Genomic DNA, 21,726 nt, shown 5'->3' on the forward strand with positions numbered 1-21,726 from the left:
CGAATGCTCTTCGGGCGAGCACGCTGGAATCATGTCCACCCTCACTCGTGCCGACCTGACGGGGGTTCGCGCCCAGTTCGCGGGCGGCCGGTCCTATCTCGCGGCGTGCACGGTCGGACTCCCCACCCGCGCGACGCGCGCCGCCGTCATCGCCGATCTCGATGCCGCCGCCACCGGGCACGCGTCAGCGGTCGAATACACCGCGGTCGTGGAGAGATCTCGCGGGCACTTCGCGCAGCTGGTGCGCGTCCCGCCCGTGCGCGTCGCGATCGGCTCGCAGGCGTCGGTGTTCGCCGGGCTGGTCGCCGCGGCGGTCCCGGACGGCGCCGAGGTGCTCTGCGTCGAGGGAGACTTCTCGTCGATGGTGCTTCCGTTCGCGCACGCCGGGCGCGGCATCCGTCTGCGCACTGCACCCCTCGAACTGCTCGCCGACGCGATCACCGATGACACCTGGCTCGTGGCGTTCTCGCTCGTCCAGTCCGCCACGGGCGAGGTCGCGGATGCTGCGGCCATCCGCGACGCGGCGCAGCGGCACGACGCACGCACGCTCTGCGATGCGACCCAGGCGATCGGGTGGCTTCCGGTCGACGCGTCCGAGTACGACGCCGTGATCTGCCACACGTACAAATGGCTGTGCGCTCCACGCGGAGTCGCGTTCATGGCGATCGGCGAGGACTTCGCGCAACAGGTCCCGGCGATCTTCGCGGGCTGGTATTCCGGCTCCGACCCGTGGTCGTCGTGCTACGGGCACACGGTGGATCTCGCATCGGACGCCACGCGATTCGACGTGTCGCCCGCGTGGCAGGCCTTCGTCGGGGCGGAGCCCGCACTCGAGCTGTTCGCGTCGCTCGACCCGGTCGCGGTACAGGATCACACCACCGGTCTCGCGGCTGCGTTCGTGACCGGGATGGGGCTCGATCCCGCAGCGCGCCCGAGTGCGATCGTCACGTGGGCCGATCCCGAGGGAAGCGACCTGGCGCGACTGACGGCGGCGGGCATCACCGCATCCGGCAGGGCCGGTCGCGCCCGCGTGGCGTTCCATGTCTTCAACGACGCGCAGGACGCCGCCGACGCGCTGCGGGCGCTCGGACGATAGGAGCGTCGAGCCTACGCAGGCACCGGAGTCGCGCGACGCCCGAGGGGCGCGAGCGCGATGACGGCGACGACCGCGACGCTCACCAGCAGGGCGAGCCCTCCGTAACCGATCCAGCCCAGGATCACACCGGCCAGGATCGCCCCCGTGGCCGCGACGATGCTCATCGTGAAGTCGCTCAGCCCCTGCCGCCGTGTGCGCACCGACTCGGACGACGCCTCGGTCAGCAGAGCCGACCCGGCGACGGTCGTTGCGCTCCATCCGAGTCCGAGCATGACCAGCCCGATCGTCACCGCCGGCGTGGACTCCTGCCCGAAGGACGCGGTGACCAGCGCGGCGGCGATGATCACCTGGCCGAGCAGGATCGTCGGGATGCGGCCGAGCCGGTCGGCGAGGATGCCGAAGACCGGTGAGAGCGCGTACATCCCCGCGATGTGGAGGCTGAGAGTCACTCCGATGATCGTGAGCGTCGCTCCATGATGGAGCAGGTGCACCGGGGTCATCGCCATGACCGCGACCATGACGCCGTGGGCGGCCGCGATCGCGAAGATCGCGTACCGCGCGACGCGCGGCTGATCGGGCTTGGCGATCTGCTGCGCGCGCAAGGCGGTGGATGCCGCATCCACCACGCGCTGGGCGAGCAGGAGCGGATCCGGGCGCAGCGCGGCGAAGTACAGGGCGATCGCAAGGAGCTGGCCGACGATCGTGAAGACGTACGGCCCCGTCAAGGGCGGCATCCCGATCGCCGTGCCGATGACCTCGCCGGGGCCGGTCAGATTCGGTCCGAGCACCGCCCCGATCGTGGTCGCCCAGACCACGATCGACAGGTCGCGGCCGCGTGTGGCGTCGGTCGCCAGATCGGACGCGGCGAACCGGGACTGGAGGTTGGCGGCCTGGCCGCCGCCGACGAGCAGGAACGCCAGCAGGAGCAGCGGGAACGATCCGATCGCGGCCGCGACGACGACCAGTGTCACGCCCACCAGCGCGATGATCATGCCGGTCGCCAGCGACAGTCGCCGGCCGCGCCGACGCGCGAGGCGGGCGAGCGGGATCGCGATCAGCGCCGTGCCGAACGTGACCGCCGCGGCCGCCAGACCCGAGAACGTCTCATCGCCGGAGATGTCGGCGGCCAGGACGGCACCGAGCGACAGGGTCGCGCCGAAGGCGATGCCCCCGAGCACCTGCGCGACAGACAGCACGCCGACCGTGCGGCGCTGCACCCGAGCGATGTCTGCGGGCGCGAGAGAGGCGTGCGCCGACGCCGCGGCGTCGGCCATCACGCGTCGCGAGCGGTGTTCCGCAGCGTGCCGAGGCCTGAGATCTCGACCTCGATCGTGTCACCGGCCTCGAACGGTCCGACGCCGGACGGGGTACCCGTCAGGATCACGTCTCCGGGCAGAAGGGTGAATGCCGCCGACGCGTAGGCGATGATGTCGGCGACGGAATGGATCATGTCCGTGAGCGGCGCCCGCTGGGCCACTTCGCCGTTGAGCCGCGTCTCGAGGGTCGCGGTGGCGACGTCGAAGTCGGTCTCGATCGCAGGGCCGAGCGGGCAGAACGTGTCGAAGCCCTTCGCGCGCGCCCACTGCCCGTCGGTCATCTGCAGATCGCGGGCGGTGACGTCGTTCGCGATCGTGTATCCGAAGACGACCTCCGGCGCACGCTCGACCGAGACGTTCTTCGCGATCGAGCCGATCACGACGGCGAGCTCGCCCTCGAACGACGTGAACTTCGACTGCGGCGGGCGGACGATGACATCGCCCGGGCCGATGACCGCGGTGTTCGGCTTGAGGAACAGCATCGGCTCCGCGGGCACCTCATTGCCGAGCTCCTCGGCGTGCGCACGGTAGTTGCGCCCGACGCACACGACCTTCGAGCGCGGGATCACCGGTGCCAGCAGCGCGACATCGCCGAGCGGGACGCGCTCCCCCGTCGTGTCGAATCCGGCGAACATCGGATCGCCCTCGAGGACGACCAGATCCGTGTCGTCGACGATGCCGTAGCGGATGGCGTCCTGGTGGCTGAAGCGTGCGATCCTCACCCGTCGAGCCTACTCAGGCATCCAGACGCAGGAGCCAGCCGTGCTTGTCCTCGGCGCGGCCGTACTGGATGTCGGTGAGCTCCTGGCGCAGCTCCAGCGCGAGCGTGCCGATCGGCTGCTCGTCGATGAAGTCCTTGCCCTTGAGTACGCCGATCGGCGTGACGACCGCCGCGGTGCCGCACGCGAACACCTCGACGATGTCGCCTGATGCCACGCCCTCGCGCCACTCGTCGAATGCCACCGCGCGACCCTCGACCTTGTGCCCGCGATCGATCGCGAGCTGGAGGATCGAATCGCGCGTGATGCCCTCGAGGATCGATGGCGACTCCGGCGTGACGAGCGTTCCGTCCTTGTGGACGAACACGATGTTCATCCCGCCGAGCTCCTCGACGTTGCGATCCTGGTCGAGGAAGACGACCTGATCGCATTCGTGCTCGTACGCCTCGGACTGCGGCAGGAGCGAAGAGGCGTAGTTCCCGCCGGTCTTGGCCGCACCGGTGCCGCCCTTGCCCGCGCGCGCGTAGTCCTCGCTGAGCCAGATCGACACCGGGCTCACGCCGCCGTGGAAGTAGGCCCCGGCGGGAGAGGCGATCACGTAGTAGTTGACCTTGTGCGCCGGGCGCACCCCCAGGAACGCCTCCTTCGCGAACATGAAGGGACGCAGGTACAGGCTCTGGTCCTGACCTGACGGCACCCACGCGCCGTCGACCGCGATCAGCTCGCGCAGCGACTGGATGAAGTACGAGACCGGAAGCTCGGGGAGCGCGAGGCGACGCGCCGAACGCTGGAGGCGGCGTCCGTTCTGATCCGGCCGGAACGTGTGGATCGACCCGTCGGCGTGCCGGTACGCCTTGATGCCCTCGAAGATCTCCTGGCCGTAGTGCAGCACGGCGGCGGCCGGGTCCAGGGTGATCGGGCCATAGGGCTGCACACGGGGGCGGTGCCAGCCGCCGCCCGTAGACCAGCAGATGTCGACCATGTGATCGGTGAAATTGACGCCGAACCCGGGGTTGGCGAGGATCTCGTCGCGCTGGGCGGCGTTCTTCGCGGTGAGGTTCTTGGTCACGGCGAACTCGAGGGGCTCGAGTCCGGTGTCGGGGTCGGTTCCGATGAGAGTCATGTCACGTCCAAGCGAGTAATGCGCCCGCGGAGGGGGCGAGTTTCCAGATTACGCCTGCAGCCGGGCGACGATCGCGTCGCCGATCTGGCCCGTCGAGCGAGCGGTCCCCGTGCGTGCCGCGATGTCGTCCTCGACAGCGCGGGTGACGCGCTGTGCCTCGTCGTGCAGCCCGAGGTGATCGAGCATGAGCGAGATCGAGAGGATCGCGGCCGTGGGATCGGCCTTCTGCTGCCCCGCGATGTCGGGTGCCGAACCGTGAACGGGCTCGAACATCGACGGGAACGCGCCATCCGGGTTGATGTTCCCGGACGCTGCGAGACCGATGCCACCGGTGACGGCGCCGGCCAGGTCTGTCAGGATGTCGCCGAAGAGGTTGTCGGTGACGATGACGTCGAAGCGGGACGGGTTTGTGACCAGGAAGATCGTCGCCGCGTCGACGTGGAGATAGTCTACGGCGACGTCGGGGTGCTCCTGCGCCACGGCGTCGACGATGCGCTGCCACATCCCGCCCGCGTGCACCAGCACGTTCGTCTTGTGGACGAACGTGAGCGCCTTCCTGCGCCGCTCGGCGAGGTCGAAGGCGTAGCGCACGACCCGCTCGATGCCGTACGCCGTGTTGACCGAGGTCTCGTTCGCGACTTCGTGCTCTGTCCCGCGACGGATCGATCCTCCGTTGCCGACGTACGGCCCCTCGGTCCCCTCCCGCACCACCACGAAGTCGATCTCGCCGGGGTCGCTGAGCGGGCCGGGAACGCCGGGGTACAGCTTCGAGGGTCGCAGGTTGACGTAGTGGTCGAGTTCGAAGCGGAGCTTCAGGAGCAGACCGCGCTCGATGTTCGCGTCCTTCAGCCGGGGGTCGCCGGGCACTCCGCCGACCGCACCGAGAAGGATCGCATCGTGAGCGGCGATCGAGGCGAGGTCCTCGTCGGTGAGCGTCTCGCCGGTCTCGAGGAACCGGGCGGCTCCCAGCGAGAATCGCGTGCGCTCGAACCGGATGCCGGAACCCGTGGTCGCGGCATCCAGCACCTTCTCCGCCTCGGCGATGACCTCCGGCCCGATGCCGTCACCGGGGATGACGGCGAGTCGGACCGTCCTGCTCTCCTGCACGCCTGACATTGCGCTCCTTCCGACAGTGCCAGCGTATCGGGGCGGATCGCTCTGCCGAGCGCAGTGTCAGTGCTCGACGGGCTCGCGCTTGGCGCGACCGCCGAGCGTGAGGGCGGCGATCACGGCCGCGATCACGATCAGTCCTGCGCCGATCAGCGCGGTGACGCCGACGCCGGCATCGAACGCGTGTGCGGCGGCATCCCGGAGGGCCTGACCCATCGGCTCGGCGAGCGTGTCCGAACCGGCGACGGCGCCTGCGAGTGTCTCGCGGGCCGCATCGGCGGTCTCCGCGGGCAGTCCGGCGGGCAGCGCGAGGTTGGCGCGGTAGAACGCCGCGAGCAGACCGCCGATGATCGTGGTGCCCAGCACCGCGCCGAGCTCGTATGCCGTCTCGGAGACGGCACTGGCCGCGCCCGCCTTCGCGGGCGGGGCGCTCGCGAGGATCAGCTCGTTCGAGACGGTCTCGGCCGCGCCGATGCCGACGCCGAGGGAGACGAACGCTGCGATCAGGATCGCGAGCTCGCCCGTGTTCGCGCTGACCGCGACGAGCAGATAGCCCAGGATCGAGAAGCCCAGGGCAACGGGGACGACGATCCGCGGCGCGACGCGCTTGGCGATCGGCACCACTCCGATGCCGGCGACGATCATCGCCAGCAGACCCGGGACCAGGGCGAGCCCCGCCTCGATCGGCGACAGGCCGACGATCAGCTGCAGGTGCTGAGCGACGAAGTACAGGAAGCCGACGAGTCCGATCACGCTGAGGAGGTTCACGAGCACCGAGCCCGAGAACGTCGGGCGTCGGAACAACGCCATGTCGAGCATCGGCGTCTCGAGCCGGTTCTGCCGACGGACGAACACCACGCCGAAGACGATGCCCGCAGCGACGAGCACGAGCGGGAGCGCGCTCTCGGTGCCGTGCACGGCGAACTCCTTGATGGCGTAGACGATCGGCACCATGGTCAGCAGCGACAGTGCGACGCTGATCGGGTCGAATCGACCGGGGTTCGGGTCGCGGCTCTCGGGCACCAGGATCGGCACGAGGATCAGCAGCGGCACGAGCACGGGCACGGCCATGAGGAACACCGATCCCCAGGCGAAGTGCTCGAGCAGGATGCCGCCCACGACCGGTCCGAGTGCGGCGCCGGCGGAAAACCCGGCCGCCCACACCGCGATGGCCATCCGGCGCTGGTCGCGGTTGGTGAAGATGCTGCGCAGCAGCGAGAGGGTCGAGGGCATCAGCATCGCCCCGAACACGCCCATCGCCGCGCGCGACGCGATCAGCCACTCCGCACTCGGCGCGAAGGCCGCGAGTGCGGAGACCAGGCCGAACCCGGCAGCGCCGATGAGCAGCATCCGTCGTCTGCCGAACCGGTCGCCGAGCACGCCCATCGTGACCAGGAGGCTCGCCAGGACGAGCGGGTACGCGTCGATGATCCAGAGCTGCTGGGTCGCGGTGGGCTCGAGGTCGAGGGCGATCTGCGGCAGCGCGAAGCTCAGCACGGTGTTGTCGACCGACACCAGCAGGACCGGGAGCATGAGCACGACGAGTGCAGCCCAGCCGCGCCATCCGACGCGCGGGGCCACCGTCGTCGGGATGCGGGTCAGCGTGTTCGTCATTTCTTCCTCAGTTTCTAAACCGTCTAGCCGGTATAGTATCAGATTCGCCCGCACGAGAGCTGAGGGCGGGAGGTGGGTACGATCAGGCCATGAGCCGTCCTCCCCGAGCCCGAGAGAGCGTGCTCGACGCGTTCGAGGCGATCCTCATCGACGAGGGCGAACGCTCCGCGACGATGGATGCCACCGCCCGCGCCGCCGGCGTGTCGAAGGGCGGCCTGCTCTACCACTTCGGGTCGAAGGACGCGCTCGAATCCGGCGTGATCGAGCGCCTGGACGCGCTCGTCACCGACGACATCACTGCGATGACGCTCGCCGAGGAGGGCCCGATCGCGTACTTCCTGAGGTCGTCGGTCATGCAGAACGACCCGCTCGATCGTGCGATCCTGGCCACCTCGCGCCTCGCGCAGGGGGGCAACGTCTCTGCGAGCACTGCCCTGCGGGACGTGCGGGAGCGGTGGGGCGACGCGCTGCGGCCGCACACGAAGGATGCGGCATCCCTCGACCTCGTGATGCTCGTGAGCGACGGGCTGTACTTCAACAACGCGCTCGCCGGCGGCAGCATCCCGGGACCGGTGCCCCGAGGCGCCGAGATGGACGCGCTGATCGAGCTCGTGGAGCGCGCGGCCCGCCGCTGACCTATCGGGCTCCGGCGACGGAGTGGAACATGGTCTGCGCGAGCCAGAGGCCCACGAGGATCGACGGCACCGAGACGCCCAGCGCGAGCGCCCAGTCCCCCGCCGTCGCGGGCGCGGCATCTCCATCCTGACTTCTGCCGCCGAGTTGGAAGATCGGCGTGGGGCCGCGCCCGTCGCGGAACGGCCGATCCCGCACGTTCGTGGTGCCGATCAGCAGCCGCGCGGCGCCGACGCGCAGCACGATGACGAGCGGCACGATCCCCATGATGATGAACACGATCGCGACGATGAGGTTCGAGACGCCGCCGGGCATGAACGAGGCGAGCAGGAAGTCGATGCCGAGCCCCACGAACAGGATCGGCCACCCCCAGATCACGAGCGGCGTGCCGAACCCGCGCGCGAGGAAGACGCCGATCGCCACGGCGATGAGCATCGCGAAGATGCTGAGCGGGGTGAAGAGGACGACCGAATCCGGGCACTCGGTCTCGATGACGTAGGGGCCTCCCCTGGCGCAGAAGCCGCCGAGACCCATGACGACGGCCGCGGACAGGTACAGCAGCGTGAAGCTCGTGGTGAACAGCAGCCACGAAACCGCCGAGCCCACCACGCGTGCCGCGGGGCCGTTCATCAGACGCATGCGCTCACCGTAGCGAACGCCGCGCTCTCACCGAGTCAGGACTCGGTGATCTCGATCTGCCGGAACATATCGGCCTGGACCGCGGCGTGCAACTCGGTGAGCATCTCGTCCGGCACGGGCGAGTCGACCGTGAGCACCGAGAGCGCCCGGCCGCTCGCGTCCGGGTGCGCGACCTGCAGTCCGGCGATATTGATGCCCGCATCGCCGAGCCGCTGGCCGTAGATCGCGACGATGCCGGGTCGATCGGCGTAGCGCATCACGATGTGATACTGCTCGAACGGAACCTCGATCTCATAGCCGTTGATCCCGACGACCTTGGGCACCATGCGGGTTCCGGCCAGGGTGCCGGCGATCGTGAGCACGGTTCCGTCGGAGAGCGTGCCGCGTAGGACGGTGAGGTTGCGGTACAGCGGGCTCTCGGCCTCGACGATCAGACGTGTCTCGATGCCGCGGGCTTCGGCGAACAGCGGCGCGTTCACGTAGGACACGTTCTCGCTGACGACGTTCGTGAGGATGCCCTTGAGCGCGGCGAGGCGGTAGACGCTGACGTCGTAGGCGGCCAGCTCGCCGCGTACCTCGATGTCCAGGCTCGTGACCGCGGCGTGCGCCAGCCCGGTGAAGAACTGGCCGAGCTTCTCGACGAGCGCGATGCCCGGTCGCACGAAGGGATCGATGATGCCGCCCGCGACGTTGACTGCGTCGGGCACCAGGTCGCCCTCGAGCGCGAGCTTGACGGATCGCGCGACCGAGACGCCGGCCTTCTCCTGCGCTTCATCGGTGCTCGCGCCGAGGTGCGGCGTCACGACGACGTTGGGCAGGTCGAGCAGGCGCGTTGCGGTCGAGTCCGGAGCGGGAGGCTCGGAGGTGAACACGTCGAGCCCGGCGCCGGCGATGACACCGGTCGTGAGCGCGGTGTGCAGCGCCTCTTCGTCGATCAGCCCGCCGCGCGCGACGTTGATCACGAACGCCGACGGCTTCATCAGCGCGAGCTGCTCCGTGCTGATCATCCCGGTGGTCTCGGGAGTCTTGGGCATGTGCACGGTGACGAAGTCGCTCTGGCGGAGGACGTCCTCGAACGAGAGCAGCTCGACCTGCAGCTGCTGGGCCCGCGCCGGGGTCACGTAGGGGTCGTAGCCCACGACGCGTACCCCGAATGCGCGAAGGCGCTCTGCGATGAGTGCGCCGATCCGGCCGAGGCCGATGATTCCGACCGTCTTCTCGAACAGCTCCGCACCGGTGTAGGCGCTGCGCTTCCACTGTCCGGCTGCGAGCGATGCGTGGGCGCTCGGGATGTGCCGGGCGAGGCTGAGGATGTGCCCGATCGTCAGCTCGGCCGCGGAGATGATGTTCGACGTCGGCGCGTTGACGACCATGACACCCGCCGTGGTCGCCGACTTGATGTCGACGTTGTCGAGCCCGACACCGGCACGCGCGACGACCTTCAGCTGGGGGGCGGCGCCGATCGCCTCGGCGTCGATCCTGGTGGCCGAGCGGATGAGCACGGCCTGCGCGTCGCCGAGGGCCGCGAGCAGCGCCGTTCGATCCGTGCCGTCGATCTGACGGATGTCGAAGTCCGGCCCCAGTGCGTCGATCGTTGCGGGAGAGAGTTCTTCGGCGATGAGCACGACAGGCTTCGTCACGACGGCGGATCCTTTGGAGCGTGGGCGCGCGAAGTGCGGCCGGGGAAGAGAAGTGGATGCTGCGCCGCACGCCATCGGGGCGCATTCAGGACCACTCTATCGGCTCGCCGACAGGGACCCACGTCGTGTGACGCAGTGCGGCCGCCCGCATCCGGGGCGAATCTGCGTGGTCGCGACATCGACTCGTACGTGGTTACCCGCATCCGTCGCGCGACACAGCGCGCCACGCTGGGAGCACGACGCATGTCGCCACACCACAGGAGGTTGAAATGGCACTCTTCATGGACATCCACCGCAAGGTCGAGGGACTCACGGCAGACGCGGTCGCCGAAGCCCACCGCAAAGATCTCGACGTTCAGCACGACTATGGCGTCGACTACAAGCAGTACTGGTTCGACGAGGACTCGGGCATGGTGTTCTGCCTGGTCGAGGCGCCTGATGCCGAGGCTGCCGCTCGAGTGCATCGCGAGGCTCACGGTCTCGTCGCCGATCAGCTGATTCCTGTGCAGGAGGGCGTGATCCCTGTCGCTGCGGATTGACACGGGGCACTGTCCGATCGCTTCGGACAGGGACATAATCCACACATGGCGACGGGGGAAGTCACAAATGGGCGCGCGGCCAGCCGTCGTCTGATCGGACGGCAGTCCGAGCTCGCGCGCCTGGAGTCTCTGCTGAAGCACGCGATCGAGGCTCCACACGCCCAGACGGCCTTCGTCGAGGGCGAAGCGGGAATGGGCAAGACCCGGATCGTGATGGAGTTCGCCTCCCGAGCAGAGGCGCTCGGCGCGAACGTTCTCGTGGGGCGATGCGTGCTGCACGGCGAACTGATCCTGCCGTACGCGCCGCTCGTCGAAGTGCTGACCGACCTCGTACGACAGCGCGGAGTTGCCGGAGTCGTCGAACTGGCAGCACCGAACGCACCTGAGCTGGCCCGCTGGATACCGGCGCTGGATGACGCTGTCTCGGTGCCGGAGTTGAACCGGGCCAGTGCGAACCGACTGTTCCGTGCCGTCCGCGCGATTGTCGACGGGCTCAGCAAGGGCTCCCCCGTCGTCATCATCATCGAGGACCTGCAGTGGGCGGACCAGTCCACCGTGGAGCTGATGGCCATCCTGTCGAGTCAACTGCGAGGAGGGACCCTCCTGCTCTTCACGGTGCGCAGCGACGAGACATCGGCGGAGCCGGAAGTCGCACGGTTCATCGCCGAGGCGGGGCGGGGGTCCGACAGGCGCGTGGTCCTTCAGCCGCTCACCCGCGAAGAGCAGGCGCTCCAGCTGAGCGACATCCTCGGCGTTCCGCCCCGCAAGGCTCTCCTCGACGACGTGTACGCGCGCGCCGAGGGCAACCCCTTCTTCGCCGAGGAACTCCTCGCGCTGGCTCGCGACGGTGACCTGCCCGCCACGGTCCGAGATCTGCTTCTTGCACGCCTGGAGGCCCTGAGTCCCGCGACGCGGCAGGTTCTGCGAGCCGCGTGCGTGATCGGACGTCGTGTGACCCACCGCCTGCTCGAGCAGGTCGCTGACAGGAGCGGGCCGTCGCTGGATGCGGCCCTGCGACCCGCTGTCGAACAGCACGTCCTACTGACCGAGCAGGCGGGTGGCCTCTACATGTTCCGTCACGCGCTCCTCCAGGAGGCGATTGCGGGTGGTCTCCTTCCCGGCGAGGCGGCACGGCTGCACGAGCGAGCCGCGGCCGCCCTCACCGAATCACCCGAACTCGCGGGTACCGCAGGCGCAGCCGCCGGCGCGATCGCTCGCCACTGGGATGCAGCCGGAGACCGCCCGCGTGCATTGACGTCCTCAGTTGCAGCCGCTCGCGAAGCCGCTCGCGCGCTCGCATTCAGCGAGTCGCTGTCGCACTATGATCGCGCGATCGCCCTGCTCGAGGTCGTCCGCGACGGTGACGAGCTGCTCGATGAACCGCGGTATCGCCTGCTTTGGGCGGCGGCGGAGGTCGCACATCTGGCCGGCCGTCCGGAGCGCGCCGCCGAGCTGATCCGTGCGGCGATCGACGCAGTCGATCCTGCCGAGCGCCACCACCACGGCTACCTCCACGAGCGCCTCGGGCGCTATCTGTGGATGGCGGCCGACGGCGTCGGCGCACTGGCCGCCTATCAGCGCGCCGTCGAGCTCGTCCCCGCCGAGCCCGAGACCTCGTGGCGCGCAGCGGTCCTGAGCGGGTATTCGCAGGTCCTCATGCTCGGAGGTCGGTTCGAAGAGTCTGCGGCTCTTGCTGAGGAGGCGATCCGCATCGCGCAGACGGTACCGAACGCACGCTCGATCGAAGGGCACGCGCGCAACAATCTGGGCGTCGATCTGGCTCACGTCGGCAGCGTCGATGAGGGAATCGTTCAGCTGCTCCTGGCCCGCGACATCGCAGAGGAACAGTTCGACGACCTCGACGACATCGCCCGCGCAGTCGTCAACCTTCAATCAATCCTCTTCGACGCCGATCGGATCGAGGAGGCCGCGGTGGTCGCGATCGAAGGGATCGCGGTGGTGGACGGCCTCGGCCTTCAGCAGAGGAAGGGAGTGTGGGCCCGGTGCGATGCGGCGGAGGCCCTCCTCCGCCTCGGTCGCTACCCCGAGGCGGAGTTGCTGCTCGATGAAGCCGCCACGTTCGAACCTCTCGGCATCGACGCGCTGCGGGCCGACCTCACCCGCGGGCAGCTCCACTTCCGCAGGGGTGCGCTGGCCGAGGCGGATGCGCTTCTCGAGCGCGCCGCCCGCAACGGCGCTCGCTTGCTGGACGGGCAGCTGATCGGTCCTCTGTACGCGACGTGGATCGAAGTTGCCGTGGCGCGCGGAGAGCTCGACGCCGCTGTCGCGGCGGCGCACACCGCGCAGCTGGCGCTGAGCGACGAGGAGCCGGCGATCTACGCAGTGCCGGTCTTCGTCGCCGCGGCGGCCGCGGCCGCCGCTCGCAGCCGAGTCGATGCGAGTCACGCACGCGACGCCGGGTCCGTGCGCGAATGGGTGGAACTCGCCGCGGCAGCTCTGGCGCGTGATGCCGCTGCCGTCCCCACAACGCTCGCGACGTACGCGGGCGCACTCTGCGAACTGGCCGAGAGTGAAGGACGGGAATGCGCTGCGGAGTGGGTCGATGCGGCCGAGCAATGGGCTCGGGTGAAGGATCCATTCCGCGAGGCACAGATGAGACTGCGCGCCGCGGAAGCATTGCTGGCTCTCGGCGACCGCAGGGCGGCGGCGGCGCAGGTGCGCGCGGCAGCGGTGACTTCAGCGGACATCGGCGCCCAGCAGTTGATGCGGATGGCGAACCGGATCGCCAAGCATGCCCGCGTGGTTCTGGGCGATGAGCCGAAGCCGGACGCGGACCTCTACCAACTGACACCTCGCGAGCGGGAGGTGCTCGCGCTGGTCGCGGAGGGTCTCACCGACCGCACGATCGGGAGCCGTCTGTACATCAGCCACCGCACGGTCGAGCGGCACGTGTCGAATCTGCTCGCAAAGCTGGATGCCGGCAGGCGTGCCGAACTGACAGCGATCGCCCATCGGCACGGGCTCGTCATCTAGGCCGATCAGGCAAGCAGCGACGCGGTGTTCAGTGTCGTATAGGCGACCACATCGAGCCAGAACACCGCCGTCAGCGCGAGCCCCGTGAGCATGATCAGGATGAAATGGTGCGCGGGGCGTCGATGGCCGAGCGCGAACGCCGCCGCCCAGGCGAGGATCGGGAACACGGTGGCGAAGATCCAGATGAACCAGCCCAGCCCGTTCAGCCCGGTGGGCAGCTGTGCGGCCTGGATCAGGTTGCCCAGGGCGTTCCACACCGCGTAGGCGTAGAAGAGTCCGAACCCTCCGGCGATCGTTGCGACCAGCCAGACGGGGTTGCGCGGCCCGGCCGACGCCTCGGAATTGACGGTCGTGTCGCTCACTGTCCCACAGCCCCGATCATGACGAACGGCCACGGCAGAAGCAGGACGACACCGGCGATGAGCCACGCGAACCGCACCCAGGACCTCGACCGCATCGTGAGCAGGAACACCGTCGCGAACCACAGCAGCGGTGCGAGCACGGCGAGCCAGAAGCTGCCCTGGTACATCACGTCCGTGACCAGGTACTGCGCGCGACCCTGAACCCGCAATCCTCCGATGATCCATCCGATCGCGTAGATCAGGTAGACACCGCCCAGGATGCCGAGCGTGATGAGGGTCGCATTGCCCATCGGCTCGCGCTCTCCCGGCATCGTGACCGAGCCGTCGGCATGCACCCTCCCGACCTCGTCGCTGCCCTTGCCGACGGCGGTGAAGCCCTTCGGGAGCGCGGTCGGTGAAGCATCCGCTGATTCGTCCACCGCTTCGGTCTCGTCGGTCTCGTCTGAGTCGTCGAGCGGCGCGGGCGCAGGATCCGCGGGCTTGGCACCCACGTCGAGCGTCGGATCGTCGTCACCGCCCCAAGCGAGTGCGTCGTCGTCTGTGCCGCGGGCCATGCGCTCCAGCGTAGCCGCGCGACGCGGCCCGAACCGTGACCTTCGCGGCCCGGTCAGTCGAACAGGCGCTGCGTCAGCGCGAACCAGGTGGCTGGGCCCACGATGCCATCGGCGGGTGGCGCGAACATCGACTGGAACTGCCGGGCCGCGGCATCCGTCAGCGGTCCGAAGTCACCGTCGAAGACGAGGCCGCCCGGCAGGAGCGTCTGGGCCGCGCGCACTGCTTCGCCGGTATCGCCGAGGCGAACCGTCTCGATGAGCGACGGCCAGTCGAGCTGCCCGAGCGTGGTCGAGATGAACGTCGCCCGCAGCGTCATCTGGAACGTGCGGGTGGCCTCGCCGCTGAGCGGACCGTATGCGCCGTCGGCCACGATCGGCGCGCCGCGGAATCGCAGCAGGTGCTGCGCGGCGAGCACGCGCCAGTTCGTCGCCTGCGTCGCCCCGACCTTCACGAGCGGCCACGGGCGCGGCCCGGGCTGCATCGTGCTGAGGAACGACCACGTCTCGCGCCCGGCGATGCCGTCCTGGGTGAGTCCCCAGGACTCCTGGAAGAAGCGCACCCGCTCCTGCGTGATGGGCCCGAAGTCGCCGTCCACGACGAGGGGATCGACACCGGGCGAGGGAACCAGCCCGAACTGCTGGACCGCACGCACCGCGTCACCGGTCGAGCCGTTCTGCGTGCTCACGACCAGATGCGGCCACGTGACCGGACCGACGATGCCGTCCGTGGTCAGTCCCGCCGCGCTCTGCACAGCCGAGACCGCGGCGGTCGTCGCAGGACCGTAGTCCCCGTCGACCACGACGGCGTGCCCGTGCGCCCGGAGAAGGTATTGGATGGCGGGGACCACCGGTGTCGAGGCACCCGGCCCCGTTGTGCCCCACGGTTCGACGTTCATCGAGACTCCTCTGTGGTGGAGCTCCCCCACCGACACGGTCCCAGACCGGGCAGGGTCGCGCAAGAGTCCCTCGGAGCTGCTCCGCCGCTCCGCGTCAGAGCGCGCGGACGCTGTTGTTGCGGGCGTCGTGCGTGAGTTCGACGAGTCCGAGGGCCTCGAGCAGCGGCGGCAGGTACATGCCGAACCGCCCGCGGTAGCCCTTGCGCAGGCCGTACCAGCCGCCCACCGGGTTCGCCTCGTCGCGGCCCCAGGCTTCGACGGTCCCGTCAGCGGCGGATTTCTGCTCGTCGGCCGCGCCGAGCGGCACCCAATCGCCCTGCGCGCGGAGCCACACGGCGAGGTCGTCGATCGCGCTCAGGTGATACTTGAGCGTCGTCGAGCCCACCTGGCACACGAGTGCCGGCGGGTCGGCATCCTCGTCCCGGTACATCGTGTACGCGGACGTGCCCGGCGCCGTGGTCAGGCGCCACGGGTCGTCCTTCGTGCCGGTGCCCTCAGCCATGCTGTCCCCCTCGTCGACGTCGCGAACAATACTCCCCTGACCGGGGTTCGGGAACACGAAGATGCCCGGCTGGCTGGCTCCTTCGCCATCAGCCGGGCATCTTCGTCGTGATCCGAACCGACCCGCTCACCGTGCCTGCAGCAGGAATCGCTCGATGTGATCGGCCGTCATCCCCGCGTAGGGGTGTGCCGCCCGGTACTCGATCTGCGCGGTGATGCGATCCGTCCACGTCGGGAAGTGCTGCGCAGTCGTCACCGACTGCTGCACGACGACGGTCGATCCGCCCCCGAGCGTCTCGCGGGCCAGCTGCTCCGCGACGCGATCTGCGGGGACACCGGCGAAGCGTTCGGCGTTCGCGGTGTCGACGGCGGCCTGGTGAGCCAGCTGCTCGGCGATGCGGTCCGCCGGCTGCCACAGGTCGACACCCGCCGGAACCTCAGCGTTCCGGTTGACGACGACCGGCCCGCTGATCGTGGGCGCGCGGCCGGTCATGCAGCCCGCGAGTCCGACGATCAGAACCGTGCTGAGTGCGGCAGCCCCGATGCCGCGCGAGATGCGGGACGCGGTGCTCGATGACCGGCCCTTCGAATTGGCGTTCATTGCTTCCTCCTGGGTTTACCCCGATCACCGTTGACCTGGGCTTTTCTGCCCGGATCAGCTTTGATTCGGGCTACTGGGGAGGAGCCGGAATGTCCTGAATTGATACGAAGGGCCGCCCCTTATGGGGGCGGCCCAGTGGTACCGCGACATCACGCAGATGCGCACGGGACTCGGGAGATAACGCGGATTCGGTCAGAATCCCGTGCGATCTCCCGAAGACGGAAGGGTCAGCGAGCGGCCGAACCCTCGACGTAGTCGGTGTCGGTCTGCTTCCACGCGAACAGCGCGCGAAGCTCCTTGCCGGTGGCCTCGATCGGGTGGTGGGCGCCCTTCTCGCGCAGCTCGAGGAACTCGGGCGCGCCGGCATCCTGGTCGGCGATGAACCGCTTGGCGAACGCTCCGGACTGGATGTCGCCGAGGACGGCCTGCATGTTCTCCTTGACGTGCGGGTCGATGACGCGCGGGCCCGACACGTAGTCGCCGTACTCGGCGGTGTCGGAGATCGACCAGCGCTGCTTGGCAATGCCGCCCTCCCACATCAGGTCCACGATGAGCTTGAGCTCGTGGAGCACCTCGAAGTAGGCGATCTCCGGCTGGTAGCCGGCCTCGATGAGCGTCTCGAACCCGTACTGCACGAGCTGCGACGTGCCGCCGCAGAGCACGGCCTGCTCGCCGAACAGGTCGGTCTCGGTCTCTTCGGTGAAGGTGGTCTTGATGACGCCGGCGCGCGTGCCGCCGATCGCCTTCGCGTACGACTTGGCGAGGTCCCACGCGGTGCCCGACGCGTCCCGCTCCACGGCGATGATGTCGGGGATGCCGCGACCCGCGACGAACTCGCGACGCACCGTGTGTCCGGGCGCCTTCGGCGCAACCAGGATCACATCGACACCCTCGGGGGCGTCGATGTAGCCGAAGCGGATGTTGAAGCCGTGTGCGAAGGCCAGGGTCTTGCCCGGGGTGAGCTTGTCCTTGATGCTCTCGTTGTAGATGCCGCGCTGGTGCTGGTCGGGCGCGAGGATCATGATGACGTCGGCCCACTCGGTCGCGTCCGCGACGCTCTTGACCTCGAAGCCGTCCTCCTGGGCCTTCGCGGTCGACTTGGAGCCGTCCTTGAGCGCGATGGCGACCTCGACACCGGAGTCGCGGAGGTTCTGGGCATGGGCGTGGCCCTGCGAGCCGTAGCCGACGATCGCGACCTTCTTGCTCTGGATGAGCGACAGGTCTGCGTCGGCGTCGTAGAAGATCTCGGCCATGGTGGTGTGTTTCTCCTTGTTTTCGGTTCTGGGGAATCTGGGTCAGCCGCGCAGGACGCGCTCGGTGATGCTCTTGCCGCCACGGCCGATCGCGAGCAGGCCGGACTGGGCGAGCTCCTTGATGCCGAACGGCTCGAGCGCGCGGAGGAACGCGTCGACCTTGCCCTTGTCGCCGGTCACTTCGACGACCAGCGCATCCGGCGCGTAGTCCACGATCGAGCCACGGAAGAGATTGACGACCTCGAGCACATTCGATCGGCTGGCGTTGTCGGCGCGCACCTTCACGAGCACGTGCTCGCGCTGCACCGATGACGACCTGTCGAGCTCGACGATCTTGATGACGTTGATGAGCTTGTTCAGCTGCTTGGTCACCTGCTCGAGCGGCAGCTCGTCGACATCGACGACGACCGTGATGCGCGACAGACCGGGCACCTCGGTCACGCCCACCGCGAGGGATTCGATGTTGAAGCCGCGGCGGGCGAACAGCCCCGCGACGCGGGTGAGCAGACCGGGCTTGTCCTCCACGAGGAGGCTCAGCACGTGAGTCGACATGGCTCAGGCCTCCTCATCGAACGCCGGCGAGTGGTCTCGCGCGTACTGGACGTAGCTGTTGCTGACGCCCTGCGGGACCATCGGCCACACCATCGCATCCGCGCTCACCACGAAGTCGATCACGACCGGTCGGTCGTTGGTCTCGAGCGCGAGCGTGATGGCGGCATCCACGTCCTCCTCCTTCTCGACGCGGATCGCGAGGCAGCCGTACGCCTCCGCGAGCTTCACGAAGTCGGGGATGCGGACCGTGCCGTGACCGGTGTTGAGATCCGTGTGCGAATAGCGGCCGTCGTAGAACAGGCTCTGCCATTGGCGGACCATGCCCAGCGACGAGTTGTTGATGATCGCCACCTTGATGGGGATGCCGTTGATCGAGCAGGTGGCGAGCTCCTGATTGGTCATCTGGAAGCATCCGTCGCCGTCGATCGCCCAGACGTGACGGTCGGGCTCGGCGACCTTCGCACCCATCGCGGCCGGCACCGAGTAGCCCATCGTTCCAGCGCCGCCCGAGTTCAGCCAGGCGTTCGGCCGCTCGTACTTGATGAACTGCGCCGCCCACATCTGGTGCTGGCCCACTCCCGCGGCGTAGATGCCTTCGGGTCCGGTCAGCTCGCCGATGCGCGAGATCACGTACTGCGGCGACATGTGCCCGTCGGTCGGCTGCGAGTAGCCGAGCGGGAACTCGTCGCGCAGGCCGTCCAGGAAGGACCACCACTCGTCGGTGTCGACCGTCTTGCCCGCGATCTGGTTGCGGAAGGCGGCCTCGAGGTCGACGAGCACGTCCTTCAGATCGCCCACGATCGGCACCTCCGCCGCGCGGATCTTGCCGATCTCCGCGGGATCGATGTCGACGTGCACGACCTTGGCGTGCGGGGCGAACAGCGCCGCCTTGCCGGTCACACGGTCATCGAACCGGGCCCCGAGCGAGATGAGGAGGTCGGCCTCCTGCAGCGCCAGGACAGCAGGGACCGTCCCGTGCATCCCCGGCATGCCGAGGTGCTGCTGATGCGAGTCCGGGAACGCGCCGCGTGCCATCAGCGTCGTCACGACCGGAGCGCCGGTGGTCTCGGCGAGGGTCAGCAGCTCCTGCGACGCCTGCGCGCGGATCACGCCGCCGCCGACGTACAGCACGGGCTTCTTGGCCTCGGCGAGCAGCTGCGCGGCCGCCTGGATCTGCTTGCCGTGCGCCTTGGTCACCGGCCGGTAGCCGGGCAGGTCGATCTTGGGAGGCCAGACGAAGGGCACCTCGGCCTGCTGTGCGTCCTTCGTGATGTCGACGAGCACGGGGCCAGGCCGACCGGTGCCGGCGATCTCGAAGGCCGCCGCGATCGCCGCGGGGATGTCCTCGGCGCGCTTGACCAGGAACGAGTGCTTCGTGATCGGCATCGTGATGCCGACGATGTCGGCCTCCTGGAAGGCATCCGTCCCCATCAGGTTCGAGAACACCTGCCCGGTGATGCAGACGATCGGCACGGAGTCCATGTACGCGTCGGCGATCGCCGTCACGAGGTTGGTGGCGCCGGGGCCGGACGTGGCGATCGCGACGCCGACCTTGTTGGATGCCGCGGCATAACCCTCGGCGGCGTGGCCCGCGCCCTGCTCGTGGCGCACCAGAATGTGACGCAGCTCGGTGCTGTCCATGAGGGGGTCGTACACCGGCAGGATCGCTCCGCCCGGCAGCCCGAAGACGTCGGTGACGCCGAGCAGCTCGAGCGAACGGACGACCGCCTGCGCACCCGTGAGCACGGGCGCTGAGGCGGTGCGAGCGGGAGGCCGTGGGATGGCCGTGGCTGATTCGGCGGGCATGATGGTGATCCTCTGTCGAGAGTTCGATGACTGGGGGGCAGGCCTCAACCCGTGACCGCGCCCTCCGCTGCGGAGCGCACGAGCTTGGAGTACTTGGCCAGAACGCCACGGGTATAGCGCGGAGGAAGCGGCTCCCAGCCAGAGCGGCGGGAACCCAGCTCAGCCTCGTCGACGAGTAGGTCGAGAGTGCGAGCCGCGATATCGACCCGTATCAGATCACCATCGCGCACGAAGGCGATGGGACCAGCGTCCACCGCTTCGGGTGCTATGTGGCCGATGCACAGGCCGGTTGTGCCGCCTGAGAATCTGCCGTCCGTCAAGAGTAGTACATCTTTTCCGAGGCCAGCGCCCTTGATGGCGGCGGTGATCGCGAGCATCTCGCGCATGCCCGGGCCGCCCTTCGGGCCCTCGTAGCGGATCACGACGACATCGCCCGCGGAGATCTCACCGGCCTCGAGCGCGTCCATCGCGGCACGCTCCCGCTCGAACACGCGGGCCGGTCCCTCGAACACGTTCGCATCGAAGCCCGCCGACTTCACGACCGCGCCCTCGGGCGCGATGGTGCCGTGCAGGATCGTGATGCCACCGGTCACGTGGATCGGGTCGTCGAGCCGGTGGATCACATCGCCGTCCACCGGGTCGGGGTCGAGCTCGCGGAGGTTCTCGGCGAGGGTCTTGCCGGTGACCGTGAGCGCGTCGCCGTGCAGCAGACCCTCGTCGAGCATCGCCTTCATGACGACGGGGATGCCGCCGTGGCGGTCGACGTCGTTCATGACGTACTTGCCGAAGGGCTTCATGTCGGCGATGTGGGGCGTCTTGTCGCCGATGCGGTTGAAGTCGTGCAGGGTCAGGTTCACCTGCGCCTCGCGGGCGATCGCGAGCAGGTGCAGCACGACGTTCGTGGAGCCGCCCAGCGCCATCGCGAGGGCGATCGCGTTCTCGAACGCCTCCTTGGTCAGGATGTCGCTCGTCGTGATGCCGAGGCGAAGGAGGTTGACCACCGCTTCGCCCGAGCGGTGCGCGTAGTAGTCGCGACGGCGGTCCGCGGCTGCGGGGGCGGCCGATCCCGGGAGGCTGAGTCCGAGCGCCTCGGCAACGGAGGCCATCGTGTTGGCTGTGTACATGCCGCCGCACGCGCCCTCGCCCGGCGCAAACGCGCACTCGATGCGCTTGAGGTCGGCCTCGGTCATCCGGCCGGCCATGCAGGCTCCCACGCCTTCGAACGAGTCGATGATCGTGATGTCCTTCTCGGTGCCGTCGCTGAGCTTGACCCAGCCCGGAGCGATCGATCCGGCGTAGAGGAAGACGCTCGACAGGTCGAGGCGGGCGCTTGCCATCAGCATCCCGGGGATCGACTTGTCGCATCCGGCGAGCAGGACCGTGCCGTCCAGGCGCTCGGCCATCACGACGGTCTCCACGGAATCGGCGATGACCTCGCGTGAGACGAGCGAGAAGTGCATGCCCTCGTGGCCCATAGAGATGCCGTCGGAGACCGAGATCGTGCCGAACTGCAGCGGGTAGCCGCCGCCCGAGTGCACGCCCTCCTTGGCCCCCTGGGCGAGCCGGTCCAGGCTCAGGTTGCACGGCGTGATCTCGTTCCAGCTCGACGCGATGCCGATCTGGGGCTTGTCCCAGTCCGCATCCCCCATCCCGACCGCGCGGAGCATTCCGCGAGACGTGGTCGCCTCGATGCCGTCCGTGACGACGCGGCTGCGAGGTTTGATGTCGATGGAGTTATCGGGCGAAGACATTCACGTAGTCTATTCCCGCGCGGCGGT

20 protein-coding genes are annotated in these 21,726 nt (G+C 68.8%); 4 read left to right on the forward strand and 16 right to left on the reverse strand.

Translation table 11 applies throughout. The features are described 5' to 3' along the window. The first annotated feature begins 31 nt into the window (after positions 1-31). On the forward strand, positions 32-1,096 hold the full coding sequence (locus tag BM349_RS10875) for an aminotransferase class V-fold PLP-dependent enzyme (protein WP_091706859.1): 1,065 nt from the start codon (positions 32-34) through the stop codon (positions 1,094-1,096). Positions 1,097-1,107: 11 nt separating this feature from the next. Here BM349_RS10875 and BM349_RS10880 read toward each other — a convergent pair whose 3' ends face one another. Genes BM349_RS10880 through BM349_RS10900 form a run of 5 tightly spaced genes read right to left on the reverse strand, consistent with a single transcriptional unit; the run spans position 1,108 to position 6,978 of the window. Continuing rightward, positions 1,108-2,370, reverse strand: a complete 1,263-nt coding sequence (locus tag BM349_RS10880; RefSeq protein WP_091706860.1) for an MFS transporter — start codon at positions 2,368-2,370, stop codon at positions 1,108-1,110. Next, entirely contained in the window at positions 2,370-3,134 is a 765-nt protein-coding gene (locus tag BM349_RS10885) for a fumarylacetoacetate hydrolase family protein (protein ID WP_091706861.1), read from the reverse strand. Before BM349_RS10885 ends, BM349_RS10880 begins: the two co-directional genes overlap by 1 nt. Before the next feature lie 13 nt (positions 3,135-3,147). Beyond that, on the reverse strand, positions 3,148-4,254 hold the full coding sequence (locus BM349_RS10890) for a branched-chain amino acid aminotransferase (protein WP_091706862.1): 1,107 nt from the start codon (positions 4,252-4,254) through the stop codon (positions 3,148-3,150). Between the two features lie 48 nt (positions 4,255-4,302). After that, a complete protein-coding gene (locus tag BM349_RS10895; protein WP_091706863.1) occupies positions 4,303-5,370 on the reverse strand; it encodes a 3-isopropylmalate dehydrogenase in 1,068 nt (355 codons plus the stop codon). Positions 5,371-5,427: 57 nt separating this feature from the next. Continuing rightward, the gene (locus tag BM349_RS10900; RefSeq protein WP_091706864.1) at positions 5,428-6,978 is read right to left on the reverse strand and encodes an MFS transporter; all 1,551 of its coding nucleotides are present in this window, start codon (positions 6,976-6,978) and stop codon (positions 5,428-5,430) included. A gap of 89 nt (positions 6,979-7,067) precedes the next feature. Between BM349_RS10900 and BM349_RS10905 the strand changes: the two genes are divergently transcribed. Continuing rightward, positions 7,068-7,613 (forward strand): TetR/AcrR family transcriptional regulator, encoded by a 546-nt coding sequence (locus BM349_RS10905; protein WP_091706865.1) that lies wholly within the window; start codon positions 7,068-7,070, stop codon positions 7,611-7,613. A gap of 1 nt (position 7,614) precedes the next feature. On the opposite strand, the gene BM349_RS10910 is transcribed toward BM349_RS10905, so the two are convergent. Both BM349_RS10910 and serA read right to left on the reverse strand, forming a co-directional pair. Beyond that, positions 7,615-8,250: a hypothetical protein gene (locus tag BM349_RS10910; RefSeq protein WP_091706866.1), complete on the reverse strand. Its 636-nt coding sequence runs from the start codon at positions 8,248-8,250 to the stop codon at positions 7,615-7,617. Between the two features lie 35 nt (positions 8,251-8,285). Next, positions 8,286-9,890, reverse strand: a complete 1,605-nt coding sequence (serA, locus tag BM349_RS10915) for a phosphoglycerate dehydrogenase (protein WP_091706867.1) — start codon at positions 9,888-9,890, stop codon at positions 8,286-8,288. A gap of 269 nt (positions 9,891-10,159) precedes the next feature. On the opposite strand from serA, the gene BM349_RS10920 reads away from it, so the two are divergent. Both BM349_RS10920 and BM349_RS10925 read left to right on the forward strand, forming a co-directional pair. Further along, complete coding sequence (locus BM349_RS10920; protein ID WP_139230916.1) at positions 10,160-10,429, forward strand: DUF4242 domain-containing protein; 270 nt, start codon at positions 10,160-10,162, stop codon at positions 10,427-10,429. Positions 10,430-10,474: 45 nt separating this feature from the next. After that, on the forward strand, positions 10,475-13,423 hold the full coding sequence (locus tag BM349_RS10925) for a helix-turn-helix transcriptional regulator (protein ID WP_091706868.1): 2,949 nt from the start codon (positions 10,475-10,477) through the stop codon (positions 13,421-13,423). Positions 13,424-13,428: 5 nt separating this feature from the next. Here BM349_RS10925 and BM349_RS10930 read toward each other — a convergent pair whose 3' ends face one another. The 9 genes from BM349_RS10930 to ilvD form a co-directional block, all read right to left on the reverse strand. After that, positions 13,429-13,785, reverse strand: a complete 357-nt coding sequence (locus BM349_RS10930) for a hypothetical protein (RefSeq protein WP_091706869.1) — start codon at positions 13,783-13,785, stop codon at positions 13,429-13,431. After that, positions 13,782-14,339 (reverse strand): DNA polymerase III subunit gamma/tau, encoded by a 558-nt coding sequence (locus BM349_RS10935; protein ID WP_091706870.1) that lies wholly within the window; start codon positions 14,337-14,339, stop codon positions 13,782-13,784. The genes BM349_RS10930 and BM349_RS10935 overlap by 4 nt, the downstream gene beginning before the upstream one ends. A gap of 53 nt (positions 14,340-14,392) precedes the next feature. After that, a complete protein-coding gene (locus BM349_RS10940) occupies positions 14,393-15,235 on the reverse strand; it encodes a peptidoglycan-binding domain-containing protein (RefSeq protein WP_091706871.1) in 843 nt (280 codons plus the stop codon). Between the two features lie 94 nt (positions 15,236-15,329). Then, positions 15,330-15,737: a DUF6855 family protein gene (locus BM349_RS10945; protein ID WP_091706872.1), complete on the reverse strand. Its 408-nt coding sequence runs from the start codon at positions 15,735-15,737 to the stop codon at positions 15,330-15,332. A 126-nt stretch (positions 15,738-15,863) separates the two neighbouring features. Further along, the gene (locus BM349_RS10950; protein WP_091706873.1) at positions 15,864-16,337 is read right to left on the reverse strand and encodes a hypothetical protein; all 474 of its coding nucleotides are present in this window, start codon (positions 16,335-16,337) and stop codon (positions 15,864-15,866) included. A 227-nt stretch (positions 16,338-16,564) separates the two neighbouring features. Then, positions 16,565-17,590 carry a ketol-acid reductoisomerase gene (gene ilvC, locus BM349_RS10955; protein ID WP_091706874.1) on the reverse strand — a complete coding sequence of 342 codons (1,026 nt, stop codon included), beginning with the start codon at positions 17,588-17,590 and terminating at the stop codon, positions 16,565-16,567. Positions 17,591-17,632: 42 nt separating this feature from the next. Continuing rightward, positions 17,633-18,142 (reverse strand): acetolactate synthase small subunit, encoded by a 510-nt coding sequence (gene ilvN / locus BM349_RS10960; RefSeq protein ID WP_091706875.1) that lies wholly within the window; start codon positions 18,140-18,142, stop codon positions 17,633-17,635. Positions 18,143-18,145: 3 nt separating this feature from the next. Then, positions 18,146-19,948: an acetolactate synthase large subunit gene (locus BM349_RS10965; RefSeq protein WP_091706876.1), complete on the reverse strand. Its 1,803-nt coding sequence runs from the start codon at positions 19,946-19,948 to the stop codon at positions 18,146-18,148. 44 nt (positions 19,949-19,992) lie between these two features. Next, positions 19,993-21,699 (reverse strand): dihydroxy-acid dehydratase, encoded by a 1,707-nt coding sequence (ilvD, locus tag BM349_RS10970; RefSeq protein WP_091706877.1) that lies wholly within the window; start codon positions 21,697-21,699, stop codon positions 19,993-19,995. Positions 21,700-21,726 lie beyond the last annotated feature (27 nt).

This window comes from Microbacterium sp. cf046 (genome assembly GCF_900114345.1).
Taxonomy (GTDB): domain Bacteria; phylum Actinomycetota; class Actinomycetes; order Actinomycetales; family Microbacteriaceae; genus Microbacterium.